Genomic DNA, 12,435 nt, shown 5'->3' with positions numbered 1-12,435 from the left:
CCCGTCAGGGCCCTGGGTCACCGGAGTGACCCAGGGCCCTGACCGGTGAGCGGGGTGTCAGCCGCGCGTCACGAGCGCGGGGACGTGGTCGCGCGCCAGCCAGCGGCGGTCGACCCACTTCGTGACCTCGACGAGCAGGAACACGACGACGGAGAGCCCGATCGTCTTGCCCCACTCCGCGGCGTCGATGGGCGCCGACTCGAACCACGTGTGCATGAACGGCGCGTAGACGAAGACCGCCTGGAGGACGAGCAGCGTGGCGGCCGAGATCCAGATCACCCGGTTGCCGCGCAGGACGTCGAGCGTGAGGCTCGACCGGTCGAGGAACCGGCAGTTGAACAGGTAGGCGAGCTGTCCGAGCGCGAGCATCGTCACGGCCGTCGTCTGCGCCTCCTCCAGCGGCACGCCCTGCGCACGCTCGACGTAGAACAGCAGGATGGTCGCGCCGCCGATGAGGAGCGAGACGAGGAGGATGCGACGCAGGTAGGCGCCGTCGAGGATCGACGCGCCGGGGTCGCGCGGCGGGCGGCGCATGACGTCGGGCTCCGCCTTCTCGTACGCCAGGGCGAGCGACAGCGTGACTGCGGTGATCATGTTGATCCAGAGGACCTGGACCGGCTGCAGCGGGAGCGTGAGCCCGAACAGCACGGCCACCAGGATGACCAGCGACTGCGCGCCGTTGGTGGGGAGGAGGAACAGCACCGACTTGCGGATGTTGTCGTAGATCCGGCGCCCTTCCTTCACGGCCCGCTCGATCGTCGCGAAGTTGTCGTCCGCGAGGACGACCTCCGCGGCCTCCTTCGTCGCCTCGGTGCCCTTGATGCCCATCGCGACGCCGACGTCTGCCTGCGTGAGCGCCGGTGCGTCGTTCACGCCGTCGCCCGTCATCGCGACGACCTCGCCGTGGGACTGCAGCGCGGAGACGATCCGGATCTTGTGCTCAGGGCTCGTGCGCGCGTAGACGTCGACGTCGCGCACGACGGCGCGCAGCTTCTCCGTCGACATGGCCTCGAGCTCCGGGCCCGTGAGGACCGCGGGGGAGGAGTGCCCGTCGCCGCCGTCGGGCGAGCCGTCCACGATGCCCATCTCGCGACCGATCGCGACGGCCGTGCCCGCGTGGTCGCCGGTGATCATCTTCACGCGGATGCCGGCGTCGCGGCACTCGGCGATCGCCGCGACGGCCTCGGGTCGCGGCGGGTCGACGATCCCGACGAGACCGCACAGCTCGAGCCCCGTCGCGACGTCCTCCGCGTCGAGCGTCGAGGTCTTGTCCGCCGCGCGCGCCCGGGCGGCCGCGAGGACGCGCAGGCCGCGCGCTCCGAGCGCGTCGATCTGCTGCTCCCACAGCTCCCGGTCGAGCGGCGCCGGACGCCCGTCCGAGCCCGTCTGCGTCGCGCAGCGGTCGAGCACCCGGTCGGGGGCGCCCTTGACGTGCACGTGCAGCGCGCCGGCGCTGTCCGCGTCGAGCGTCGCCATGAACTTGTTCTCGGACTCGAACGGCACGACGGCGACGCGCCGCCACCCCGTCGGGTCGACGCCAGCCTTCATGCCGAGCGTGCGCAGCGCGCCCTCGGTCGGCTCGCCGACGAGACGCCAGCCGTCGGCGTCGGCGTCGTCGGGGACGATGCGCGCGTCGTTGCACAGCATCATGGCCGTCGCGACCGCCGCCAGGTCCGGGTCGTCGGCGAGGTCGACGGCCCGGCCGTCTGCAGGGCCAGCCGGTCCCGCCCCGGCCGACGCCGCGGCGTCGGGCACGAGCGTCACGTCGCCGACGGGCGCGTACCCGGCCCCGGCCACCGCGAACGACCGCGAAGACGTGCGCACGGTGCGGGCCGTCATCTCGTTCTTGGTGAGCGTCCCGGTCTTGTCCGAGCAGATCGTCGTGACCGAGCCGAGCGTCTCGACCGCCGGCAGCTTGCGCGTGATCGCGCGCCGCCGCGCCATCTGCTGCACGCCCAGCGCGAGCGTGATGGTCACGAGCGCCGGCAGGCCTTCCGGGACCGCCGCGACGGCGAAACCGATGGACGCCGAGACGAGCTCGGGCACGGAGAAGTCGTGGACGACACGTCCGATGATCACCATGACGACGGCCATGGCGAGGATGAGGACGGCGAGCACCTTGCCGAACTTGTCGAGCTGGCGCGTGAGCGGCGTCTCGAGGTTCCGGACCTCGGAGATCATCGTCTGGATGCGACCGATCTCCGTCGCCTGCCCGGTCGCCGTGACGACGCCCAGCCCCTGGCCGGCCGCGACGATCGTCCCCGAGAAGAGCATGCTCGTGCGGTCCCCGACGCCCGCGTCCGCGTCGACGGCCGCGACCTTCTTCGACGACGCCACCGACTCTCCCGTGAGGGCCGACTCCTCGACGCGCAGGTTCGTCGCCTGCAGCAGTCGCACGTCGGCGGGCACCTTGTCGCCCGACCGGACGCGCACGACGTCGCCCGGCACGACGTCGTCGGCGTCGATCGTCGTCCACGCCCCGTCTCGCCGGACCTGCGCGGTCACGGAGAGCATGTTGCGGATGCCGTCGAGCGCGCTCTCGGCCCGGCCCTCCTGGATGAACCCGATCGCCGCGTTGATGACGGCCACCGCGAGGATCACGGTGAAGTCGACCCAGTCGCCGAGGATCGCCTTGAGGACGGCGGACACGAGCAGGATGTAGATGAGGATGTCGTCGAAGTGGACGAGGATCCGCTTCCACAGCGGGTCGCGCTGCGGCGGTGCGAGCCGGTTCAGCCCGACCTCCGCGAGGCGGGCGGCCGCGTCGTCGCCCGCGATCCCGTCGTCGGTCGAGCGCAGCGCGGTGACGACGTCGGCAGGCGGCCGTGACCACGGCGCGGCGAGCGCGGGGTCGTCGGCGAAGGTCGTGGTGGAGGTCGGCACGGCGTCCGGCGGGGGTCCCATGTGCCCATTCGACCGCTCGCGGGCGCATCCCGCGAGAGGGCGAACGTCCTTCAGCGTCCGCCCGGGTCCGTGAACGGGTCGACGACGGGGACGCCCGTGTCGCGGAAGTCCCGGGCGTTGCGGGTCGCGACCGTGAGGCCGTGCACGAGCGCGGTCGCCGCGAGCAGGGAGTCCACGGCCGGGAGCGTTCGCGTCGCGTGCAGCGTCGACCACCGTGCCGCGACGTCGAGGGTGACGGGCAGGAGGCGGTCGGCGTAGCCGTCCTCCAGCCCGCGGACCCACGCGTCGAGGGCCCTCGCCCGGCGCGCGTCGCGGGGAGCCAGGCGCTCGATCCCGGTGCAGATCTCCCCGATCGTCAGCACCGAGAGGTGGAGCTGGTCCGTGCGCAGCCCGCGGAGCCACGACACGACGTGCGCGTCGGGCCGCGACCTGACCAGCTCGGAGACGACGTTCGTGTCGAGCAGATACTTCACGAACCGGTCCCCAGGTCGACCTCGCGCAGGGACGACCGGTCGCGCACCACCTCGAGGTCGTCGACCTCGGGCGCCTGCAGGAGGTAGTCGGCGAGCTCGAGCCGGACGCCCGTCAGCTCGTGGTAAAGGTCGATCCCCACGACCACGGCGACGTCCTTGCCGTGCCGGGTGATCACCTGGGGTGTGCCGTCGGCTGCCTGCCGCAGCACCTCGCTGAGACGCTGCTTCGCGTCCTGGACCTGCCAGCTCGTCATCGTCGCTACCTCCCATCGGTCAGTCTAGACCGTCTGGACAGGATGTCCGGGCCGTCGTCCCGTGGCAGGTTCGCGCCCTGCAACCCTCCCTACGTCGTGGGCAGCGTCGCGCGACGGCCGCGCGACGCGGACGTCGGAGGTGGGCAGGATGCCTGACGAGCGCACGACCGAACAGACCGTCCTCGAGCTGCGGATCCACGGCGTGGCGAACACGCCGCCGCACGGCATGCTCGACCTCCCGCACGGTGAGGTCGAGCAGTGCGACGGGGACGGGCTGGGCAGCTTCTGGGTCCCGACGCCTGCCGTGGACGCACGCGACCGGGTCCCGGGGAGCGGCGCCGTCCCGGTCGCGCCGGGTGACCTCCACGCGATCCGCGGGGACGTGCGGCGCGAGGCCTACTCGTGGGGCGCGATGGCACGACTGGGATCCTTCCCCCTGTCCGGGGTCGTCGGCGCCGTCGGTCGCGGCCTCACGCGCGCGCTGTGGGCGCTCAACGTGCCGTTCGGTCTCGCGAACGTCGCGTACTGGGCCCGGCGCGTGCCCGGCGCCGAGGACGGGGACGTCGGCCGGGACCCCGCCCGTCGTGCCGACGAGACCGTCGAGCGCGCGCGACCCGAGGCCGCGGCGGCCGCCGTGCGCCTCTTCGGCCTCGCCCTCACCCTCCTGCTGACCGCCGCCGTGACGACGGTGACGGTGCTCGTCGTCGGCACCCGCTGCATGGGCGTCGTCGCACCGGACGCCACGACCGTCGACGTGTGCGCGCGCGTCCCGGCGGTGCTCGACGGCCTCGCGCGCACGGACCACGGGGACCGGGTCGTGCTGCTCTCGCTCGTTCCCGTCGCCGTCGTGCTCCTGCTGGTCGCCGTCGCGCGCGCCGGCCAGGTCCGGTTCGACGAGCGCGTCTCGCTCGCGCGCGCGGGGCAGGTGCGCGTCGGGGCCGGGACGGGCCCGCTGCTGTACCGGGCGGGCTTCTGGAGCCGACGCGTCGCGGGCCCGTCGGCCCTCCTCGCGCACCTCGCCGGGGCCGTCGCGATCGTCGCCGTCCTGCTCGCCTGGACCGACGACCGGTCGAGGACGGGCACGGGGCTCCTCGTCGCGGGGGCCGTCGTGATCGCCCTGTGCGGTGTCGTCGTCGCCCTGCGCAACGACGACGACGGGATCCAGGTGACGCCGCCCCGCTGGAAGGGCGCCCTCGCCGTCGCCGCCGTCGCCCTCGCCGTGGCCCTCTGGGTCGCCTCCGCGATGCTCAGCGCAGATCGCGCCCCGGGAGCCGACCTGCCGTCGTACGTCGGGATCGACGTCGCGCCCACGATGCTCGGCGCGGCCCTGTCCGGGATCGCGGCGGCCGCACTGCTGTGGCGCCGGCGCGTCCCGACGCTCGTGTGGGCCGCGGTGCCGGTGGTCGTCACTGCGTGCCTCGCCGTCGTCGCCGTCGCCCGGGTGGTGGACGACGGCGGCGCGGTCGCCGCGTACGGCCAGACCACGAATGCGCTCCTCGTCTGGGGCGCCGTCGCGGCGCTCGCGGTGCCGCTCGGCGTCGCCCTCGTCCCGGTGCTCTCGCCGGTCCGTCGGCAGGGCCCGGCGCGCTGGTCGGGCTGGTCGGGTGCCGGCCCCGGGGTCTTCCTCCTGACCGCCACCGCGACCGCGGCGGTGCTCACGAGCCTGCTCGTCCTGGGTACCCAGGTGTACCTGGCCGGCGGGAGGGACACGCGCCCGGACGCGGACGGGCAGCTCAGCGTCGCGATCGTCCGCACCGTGCCCGGCGTGCAGGACCTGCCCGTCCCCTCCGCGTACACCGAGTTCGGCATCAGCGCGCTCGTGCTGTGCGCGACCGCTCTTCTCGGGCTCCTCGCGCTCGCCGCGCCGGGCCTGCACGACCTCACCCGGCCGTGGACCACCTGGATCGGTCGCGCCGCCGGGACGGAGTCCGACACGACCGGTCCGACGGGCTGGGCGGCGTCGAGCATCGCCGAGGCCGAGCGGCGGCGGACCGAGGGCACGCGGCAGCGGGTCGCCGACATCCCCGTCGCGGCACGCCGCGCCGTCCGCGCCCGACAGGTCGCAGGGGTCACCCACCGGGCGGAGAACGCCGTCGGGGTCCTCGCCCTCGCGTCCTGGTGCACGCTCGTCGTGACGATCCTGCTGGGGCGGACGGGGGAGTCGGTGGCCGGGGTGTGGGACCTCGGCTGGGACCAGCTGGCCGCCGTAGCGGTCCCCGCCGTCGGGGCCCTCGCCCTGGCGCTCGTGGCGAGCTTCGTCGCCGCGGGAGGCGAGGGCTTCTCTCGCCCCTGGGGGCTGCTGTGGGACCTCATGTGCTTCCTGCCGCGCAGCGCTCACCCCTTCGGCCCGCCGTGCTACGCCGAGCGCACCGTCCCCGAGGTGGCTGCGCGCGTCGAGGCGTGGCTCGACGCCGAGGACCTGCCGCCCGCGCGTCGTGTCGTCGCGGCCCCCCGGCGCCGCGTCGTCCTCTCGGCGCACTCCCTCGGCGCCGTCATGGCGGTCGCCGTCGTGCTGGGCCGCGCGGGGAACCCGGCACCGCGCACGGGCGACGTCGCGCCCTCGCTCCGGACCGACGGCGACGGCAGGCTCGGGCTCCTCACGTACGGGGTGCAGCTCCGTCCGTACTTCGGCCGGTTCTTCCCGTCCCTGCTGGGCCCACAGGTGCTCGGGACGCCGCCCTGCAGCGGGCCGGCATGGCGCGGGGACCCGTGGCGCCGCCAGACCACGAACCCTCGGGTGGCGCTGCGCGAGGCCGCGTGGCTCGAGGCCCCGGGTGCACGGTCCGGCAGCGCCGCGGGAAGCACGCTCGCCGCGCACGACGCCCTGCGCAGGACCGCGGTGGAGCGCGACGCGGAGCTCCGGCGGGCCGAGCGCCGCCTGCGGAGCGCGACGGCGCGCCGGCTGCCCGAGGCCCGCGTCGAGCGGCTGCGGGCCGACGTCGCCACCGCGAGGGAGGCGCTCGAGGTCGCCCGGGTACCGCTCGAGGCCGCGGAGGACACCGTGACGGGCGCCGTCGTGGCGGGGCGTCGCGCGCTCGGCACCGCGGCCGACGCGGCGGAGCGCGCCTATCGCGCCGCGCGCCTCCACGGTGAGGACGCGACCGCGGAGCGCCGCGCCGCCGACGCCTCGTGGTGCCGCGCGGCCGCCGGTCCCGGCTCCGGGCCGCTCGATCCCGCGACGCCCACGCTCGTCCGGCTCCTGCGGCACCACGAGCGACAGCCCGCGTGGGTCAACCTGTGGCGCCGCACCGACGTCCTCGGCTTCCCCGTCGTGTCCTACGGGACGAATCCCGTGGACCGGGGCGCGGACGAGGTCGACCGCGGCGCCTACCTCTTCACCGTGGCTGCGCACAGCGCCTACCCCCGCGCCTGGGCCTACCACCTGGCCCTGGACACGGTGCTCGGCAGGCTCGGCACCCCGCCGCCCGACCCGAGCCCCGGCCGGACCACGCCACCGCGGGTGCGCAGGATGCCCGCCACGGTCGGCTGATCGGGGAGAATCGACGGCGTGATCCCCGAGAGCCTGCACGTCGTCCGCGTCACCGATCCTGCCGACGAGCGGCTCGCCGACTACACGAGCCTCACCGACGTGGCGTTGCGCGCGAAGCACGAGCCCGAGAAGGGGATCTACATCGCGGAGAGCTCGACCGTCATCCGCCGCGCGCTCGCCGCGGGGCACCGGCCGCGGTCGTTCCTCATGGCCGAGCGCTGGCTGGCAGACCTCGCCGAGGACATCGAGGCGCTCGCCGCGCGGTTCCCCGTCGACGACGCGCCGGGCGGCACGGGGCAGCCGGTCCCGGTGTTCGTCGGGGAGCCCGACGTGCTGGAGGCGATCACCGGCTTCCACCTGCACCGCGGGGCGCTCGCCGCCATGCACCGCCCGCCGCTGCCCGGCGTGCACGAGCTCGTGACCGGCGCGCGCGGCGGGGCGGGCGCCCGTCGCGTCGCGGTGATCGAGGACGTCGTGGACCACACGAACGTGGGTGCGATCTTCCGCTCGGCGGCCGCGCTGGGCGTCGACGCCGTGCTCGTCTCGCCGCGGTGCGCCGACCCGCTCTACCGCCGGTCCGTGCGGGTGAGCATGGGCACGGTGTTCCAGGTGCCGTGGACGCGGTTCGAGACCTGGCCCGGAGGGCTCACGAGCCTGCAGGAGGACGGCTTCACCGTCGCGGCGCTCGCGCTGTCCGACGACGCGGTGACCCTGGACGAGCTCGTCGCCGACGCGCCCGAGCGGCTCGCGCTCGTGCTCGGGACCGAGGGCGACGGGCTGTCGCGCGGCGCGGTCGAGGCGGCCGACCGGGTCGTGACGATCCCGATGGCCGGGGGAGTGGACTCGCTGAACGTCGCGGCGGCGTCGGCGGTGGCCTTCTGGGCGACGCGCGCGGAGATGTCCGGGCTTCTTGACACAGATGTCTGAGAGCGCTCAGTATTGATTGCGTTCGGCAATTTGCTTGCGAGCGCCTCTGGGCGCGGACGGCCCGCTGCGGCGGGCGTTCGACCCGCCTGACCACGAAGGAGCACCACCCCCGTGCGAGCATTCGGCATCACCGGCTACAAGCGGCCGCTGACGGAGATCGAGGTTCCCGAGCCGGTCGTCGGCCCGCACGACGTGCTGGTCGACGTCGAGGCCGCGGGCCTCAACCACCTGGACGAGAAGATGCGCGCGGGAGAGTTCAAGGCGATCTTGCCGGTGCCGATGCCGCTGGTCCTGGGCTACGACGTCGCCGGTACCGTGCTCGAGGTCGGCGACCGGGTGAGCCGCTTCGTCCCAGGCGACCGCGTGTACGCGCGCCCGGCCGCGGGCGGGACGTTCACCGAGCGGGTCGCCGTCCCCGAGGACGAGCTCAGCAGGATCCCTTCCTCCCTCAGCACGGTGGAGGCCGCCGGCCTGCCTCTCGTCGCGCTCACCGCGTGGCAGGCCCTCGTGGAGCGGGGGAACCTCCAGCCCGGACAGAAGGTCCTGGTCCACGCCGGTGCCGGCGCGGTCGGGTCGCTCGCGATCCAGCTCGCGAAGCACCTCGGCGCACACGTCGCCACCACCGCCGGCGGCGCGGGCGTCGAGCTGGTGCGCGAGCTGGGCGCGGACGTCGTCGTCGACTACCGGGCCCAGGACTTCGAGAAGGAGCTGTCCGGGTACGACCTCGTGCTCGACAGCCTCGGCGGGGAGAACCTCACCAGGTCGCTGGGGGTTCTCCGACGCGGCGGGAAGGTCGTCGGCATCGCCGGGCCGCCCGACCCGGCCTTCGCCCGGCAGGCCGGCCTCCATCCCGTGCTGCGGCTCGCCGTCGCCGCCCTGAGCGGCTCGGTCCGCCGCCGGGCGAAGAAGCTGGACGTGACCTACGAGTTCCTGTTCATGCACGCGTCCGGCGACCAGCTGCGTCAGATCACCGCTCTTGTCGAGAGCGGCACCCTGCGGCCGCTGCCCGTCGAGACCTTCCCCCTCGACGAGGCCCCCGAGGCGCTCGCCGCGCTCGCCGCCGGCCGCATCCGCGGCAAGGCCGTCGTCACCCGCGCCTGACCGCCCGTCGCGGTGAGGATCCGGCTCCGTGACCGGCATCGGATGCCACCCGAGCGGCTGGTGCCGCGGCGCGCGGGGCGGCGTCGCGGCACCGTCGCTCCGGTCAGGGCCTCGCGGCGCTCAGCTGGGGGTACAGCACCTCCAGGGGTGCGCTGAGCCCGGCCTTGAGCTGGACGGACGTCTCGTCCGCGAGCACCTCGTGCTCGTCGGCCTCGACCGCGGCGAGCACGGTGGCGACGAGGTCGGCGGGATCGGTCTTCGGGCCGTCGGCATGTGCGGCCATGGCGGTGTCGACCCAGCCGACGTGCACGCCGACCACGTGCACACCCGCAGGTGCGAGCTCCAGGCGCAGCGAGTTGGTCACCGACCACAACGCCGCCTTCGTGGCGCTGTAGATGCCGCCGGCCGCGTACCAGCTCATCGCGGAGTGGATGTCGACCACGGCCGCGTCCTGTGCTCGGGCGAGCAGCGGCGCGTACGCACGGGTGAGCAGCAGCGGGCCGACGAAGTTCGTCTCGACGCTGGCGCGGATCTCCGCGTCCGTGTGGTCGAGGATCCCGGAGCTCGCGACGGAGACGCCGGCGTTGTTGATCAGCACCGTGACGTCCGGCGCGGCCTCGACGACCGCGCGGACCGAAGCGGGGTCGGCGACGTCGAGAGGCAGCGGGACGACGCGCTCGTCCTCCCAGGTGCGCGGGGTGCGGGCAGTGGCGTAGACCTTCGCCGCGCCGTGCGCGAGGGCCTGGTGGACGAACTGCGTGCCGATGCCGCCGTTCGCGCCGGTGACGAGGACGACTGCTCCGTGGAGGCTGGGCATGGGTGCTCCTTCTGGTCGGGCCGCAGGCGTGCGGGGCGCTCGTGGAACAATGAGGCCCGGCACACCTGAGGCCGCACAGCGCTGACTCTGCTCTGAACTGAGCGGACTCAGAGACTATTCCGGAGGCAGCACGTCATGGCAGTCGCCCCCACGCCGACCGGCCGGCGCGAGCGCAACAAGCAGCAGAAGCTCGAGCGGATCACCGCAGCCGCGCGAGAGCTGTTCGCCGAGCGCGGTGTGGACGACGTCACGACCCAGCAGATCGCCGACCGGGCCGACGTCGGCGCCGGCACCCTGTTCCTCTACGCGAGGAGCAAGGGCGACCTGCTGCTCCTCGCGCAGAACGCGTCCTACGCCGACGCGCTGGCCCGCGGCATCGAGGCCGCGGCGGGCACCCCCGAGGTCCTCGACGCGGTCCTCGCGCTCGTCCGGCCTGTCGTCGAGTGCAACCGCACCCAGGTGGAGAACGGCCGGACCTATCTGCGCGAGATGGTGTTCGGCGACCCGGCAGAGCCGCACCACCGCGAGGCGCTCGCCATCGTGGAGCGGACCGAGCGCGCGGTCGCCGACGTGCTGGGTCGCGGCGGGAGCGTGCCGGAGCAGGACGTGGCCACGCTGGCGCACGTGGTGTCCGCAGTGGTGTTCCTGGCGATGGCCACGCGAGCGGACGCCGGCACGGGGGTCGACGAGATCCTGGCCGACATCCGCCGCCAGGTCGCCGCGGTGCTGCCTGCCGGGATCTCCTGACCGTCGACGCCGACCTGATCGGCCGTCGGGCCACCGAGGCCGGGTGCGCCGCCCGTCGACGTCGGGCGCTCGGCGTGACGTCGTGAGCTGCGGATCACTGCTCGGGGCGTGGCGCCACGGCATCCGCGAGGCGCTCGACCTCGCGCACGACGACCGCCACGACGCGCGGGTCGCCGAGCGGCTTGAAGTGGCCGGACACGGGGAGCTCGATGTTCGTCGCGCCCGGGAGCGCGCCGGTCTCGGGGATGTGCGGGTCGAACCGCGGGAACACGGCGGTGATGCGCGCGTCGACGGCGCGCTCCGCGACGAGGGCGAGGAGCTCGGCGTCCGTGGGGGAGAACGCGCGCAGCGTGCGGCCCACGAGGTACCGGGCCCAGCGCGAGCCGCGGAACGGCGTCGCGACCGCGACCATCCCGGCGACGCGGTCGCCGGCGGGGGAGAGCATGACGCGCTTGCCCATGAGCCCGCCCTTGCTGTGCGCGACGAGGACGGCGCCGCGCAGGTCGGCCGTCTCGAGGTACGCCGCGGCGAGCTCGGCGCCCGCGGCGACGGGCTCGCGGTTGTACCGCAGGTCCGGCACGACGTGCACGGGGTGGCCCGCCGCGGCGAGCGCGCGGGCCTCGGGCGCGAGGAACTGCCAGGTCTCGTAGACGCCGGGCAGGAGCAGGACCGGGGCGCGGTCTCCCGGCCCGGTCGGCACCGGCCGTCCGGGCCGCAGACCGTGCTCGAGCTGGCGGGCGCCGGCGTAGACGTAGTCGGCGGCCCAGTGCGCCAGGTGTCGGGCGCGGTCCGGGAGGCTCACGCTCATCGGGCGACCTGTCCGACGTCCCGTGCGGCGGCGAGGACCGCGTCGACGAGCGCGCCCGGGTCGGAGTCCATCGCGTGGTGGCGACCGGTCACCTCACGCAGCTCCCCGTGCGGCGCGGTCTCGGCGAGCTCGCGGGCCCAGGCGTGCGGCGCGATCGGGTCGTCCCTGCCGCGCAGCACGACGACGCGCCCTGGCACGCGCGGCAGGACCTCCTCGAGCCGGTGCCCCAGCATGCGGCGCACCTGGCGCGCGTAGTACGGCAGCGTGCAGCGCAGGACGTAGTCGACGGCGAGCGTGCCGAGCGCGCGCGGTCGCTCGCCGAAGCCGTCGCGCAGGAGGCGCAGCCCGTGGCGCGGCGCGGTGCGCGCACGGCGGTCCGCGGTCGGCCCGACGAGCACGCCCGCGGGCGCCTCGCGCGGGTGGTCGGCCATCGCCTGCCCGACGATCTGCCCACCCATCGAGTGGCCTACCAGCACGACCGGAGGTGCGGGGGCGTCGTCGGGCAGCACGGCCAGGACGCGGTCGCGGACGTAGGCGGCGACGACCGCCGCGTGCTCCTCGAGCGGGACGTCGCGCCCTGTGCGGGGCGCGGCGCCGAAACCCGGCAGGTCGAGGGCGTGGACGGCGGCGCGGACGTCGTCGCGGCGTGCGAGCTCGTCGACGACCGGGCTGAACGCTCGCGCCGACGAGCCCACGCCGTGTACGAGCACGACGACGACCTCGGGGTCCGGTGGCCCGCTGACGTGCGCGACGGCGGTCAGGTCGCCGACCGTGAACCGACCGTCCGCCTCGTCCTGCGTCGGAATCCAGGACGAGGTGCGGGTCGGCATGCGCCCAGCATGCGGGAGGTGCGGCCGGCGCGCACGGCCGGCCCGGAACGGAGGCAGGGCGGTGCGACCGGCGGAGCGACGAGA

10 protein-coding genes are annotated in these 12,435 nt (G+C 74.7%); 4 read left to right on the top strand and 6 right to left on the bottom strand.

Features of this window, described 5'->3' with window-relative positions:
• Nucleotides 1–57 precede the first annotated feature (57 nt).
• From V5D56_RS15360 to V5D56_RS15350, 3 genes are read right to left on the bottom strand one after another with little or no spacing between them, the layout of a single operon-like run.
• Nucleotides 58–2,904 (bottom strand): cation-translocating P-type ATPase, encoded by a 2,847-nt coding sequence (locus tag V5D56_RS15360; RefSeq protein WP_435736158.1) that lies wholly within the window; start codon nt 2,902–2,904, stop codon nt 58–60.
• Between the two features lie 50 nt (nt 2,905–2,954).
• Nucleotides 2,955–3,377, bottom strand: coding sequence for a type II toxin-antitoxin system VapC family toxin (locus V5D56_RS15355; protein WP_435736157.1), 423 nt, complete (start codon nt 3,375–3,377; stop codon nt 2,955–2,957).
• Nucleotides 3,374–3,631: a type II toxin-antitoxin system Phd/YefM family antitoxin gene (locus V5D56_RS15350; RefSeq protein ID WP_435736156.1), complete on the bottom strand. Its 258-nt coding sequence runs from the start codon at nt 3,629–3,631 to the stop codon at nt 3,374–3,376. The genes V5D56_RS15355 and V5D56_RS15350 overlap by 4 nt, the downstream gene beginning before the upstream one ends.
• A gap of 148 nt (nt 3,632–3,779) precedes the next feature.
• Here V5D56_RS15350 and V5D56_RS15345 point away from each other — a divergent pair, with 148 nt between their 5' ends.
• The 3 genes from V5D56_RS15345 (at nt 3,780) to V5D56_RS15335 (ending at nt 9,149) form a co-directional block, all read left to right on the top strand.
• A complete protein-coding gene (locus V5D56_RS15345; RefSeq protein ID WP_435736155.1) occupies nt 3,780–7,121 on the top strand; it encodes a hypothetical protein in 3,342 nt (1,113 codons plus the stop codon).
• An 18-nt stretch (nt 7,122–7,139) separates the two neighbouring features.
• The gene (locus V5D56_RS15340) at nt 7,140–8,048 is read left to right on the top strand and encodes a TrmH family RNA methyltransferase (RefSeq protein ID WP_435736154.1); all 909 of its coding nucleotides are present in this window, start codon (nt 7,140–7,142) and stop codon (nt 8,046–8,048) included.
• A 111-nt stretch (nt 8,049–8,159) separates the two neighbouring features.
• Complete coding sequence (locus tag V5D56_RS15335) at nt 8,160–9,149, top strand: NADP-dependent oxidoreductase (protein WP_435736153.1); 990 nt, start codon at nt 8,160–8,162, stop codon at nt 9,147–9,149.
• A 103-nt stretch (nt 9,150–9,252) separates the two neighbouring features.
• On the opposite strand, the gene V5D56_RS15330 is transcribed toward V5D56_RS15335, so the two are convergent.
• Nucleotides 9,253–9,966 (bottom strand): SDR family oxidoreductase, encoded by a 714-nt coding sequence (locus V5D56_RS15330; RefSeq protein ID WP_435736152.1) that lies wholly within the window; start codon nt 9,964–9,966, stop codon nt 9,253–9,255.
• Nucleotides 9,967–10,101: 135 nt separating this feature from the next.
• On the opposite strand from V5D56_RS15330, the gene V5D56_RS15325 reads away from it, so the two are divergent.
• Nucleotides 10,102–10,713 (top strand): TetR/AcrR family transcriptional regulator, encoded by a 612-nt coding sequence (locus V5D56_RS15325; RefSeq protein ID WP_435736151.1) that lies wholly within the window; start codon nt 10,102–10,104, stop codon nt 10,711–10,713.
• A gap of 94 nt (nt 10,714–10,807) precedes the next feature.
• Here V5D56_RS15325 and V5D56_RS15320 read toward each other — a convergent pair whose 3' ends face one another.
• Entirely contained in the window at nt 10,808–11,521 is a 714-nt protein-coding gene (locus tag V5D56_RS15320) for an alpha/beta hydrolase (RefSeq protein ID WP_435736150.1), read from the bottom strand.
• Complete coding sequence (locus V5D56_RS15315) at nt 11,518–12,351, bottom strand: alpha/beta fold hydrolase (RefSeq protein WP_435736149.1); 834 nt, start codon at nt 12,349–12,351, stop codon at nt 11,518–11,520. Before V5D56_RS15315 ends, V5D56_RS15320 begins: the two co-directional genes overlap by 4 nt.
• Between the last annotated feature and the right edge of the window lie 84 nt (nt 12,352–12,435).

This window comes from Cellulosimicrobium sp. PMB13 (assembly GCF_051294865.1).
Lineage (GTDB): Bacteria > Actinomycetota > Actinomycetes > Actinomycetales > Cellulomonadaceae > Cellulosimicrobium.
This window is presented reverse-complemented; position numbering and strand designations above follow the sequence as displayed.

What these genes read in the sequence shown, in the direction of transcription:
- V5D56_RS15325 (WP_435736151.1), top strand. Translation starts at nt 10,102, where the DNA reads ATGGCAGTCGCCCCCACGCCGACCGGCCGGCGCGAGCGCAACAAGCAG.
- V5D56_RS15350 (WP_435736156.1), bottom strand. Translation starts at nt 3,631, where the DNA reads ATGACGAGCTGGCAGGTCCAGGACGCGAAGCAGCGTCTCAGCGAGGTG.
- V5D56_RS15345 (WP_435736155.1), top strand. Translation starts at nt 3,780, where the DNA reads ATGCCTGACGAGCGCACGACCGAACAGACCGTCCTCGAGCTGCGGATC.
- V5D56_RS15360 (WP_435736158.1), bottom strand. Translation starts at nt 2,904, where the DNA reads ATGGGACCCCCGCCGGACGCCGTGCCGACCTCCACCACGACCTTCGCC.
- V5D56_RS15315 (WP_435736149.1), bottom strand. Translation starts at nt 12,351, where the DNA reads ATGCCGACCCGCACCTCGTCCTGGATTCCGACGCAGGACGAGGCGGAC.
- V5D56_RS15330 (WP_435736152.1), bottom strand. Translation starts at nt 9,966, where the DNA reads ATGCCCAGCCTCCACGGAGCAGTCGTCCTCGTCACCGGCGCGAACGGC.
- V5D56_RS15320 (WP_435736150.1), bottom strand. Translation starts at nt 11,521, where the DNA reads ATGAGCGTGAGCCTCCCGGACCGCGCCCGACACCTGGCGCACTGGGCC.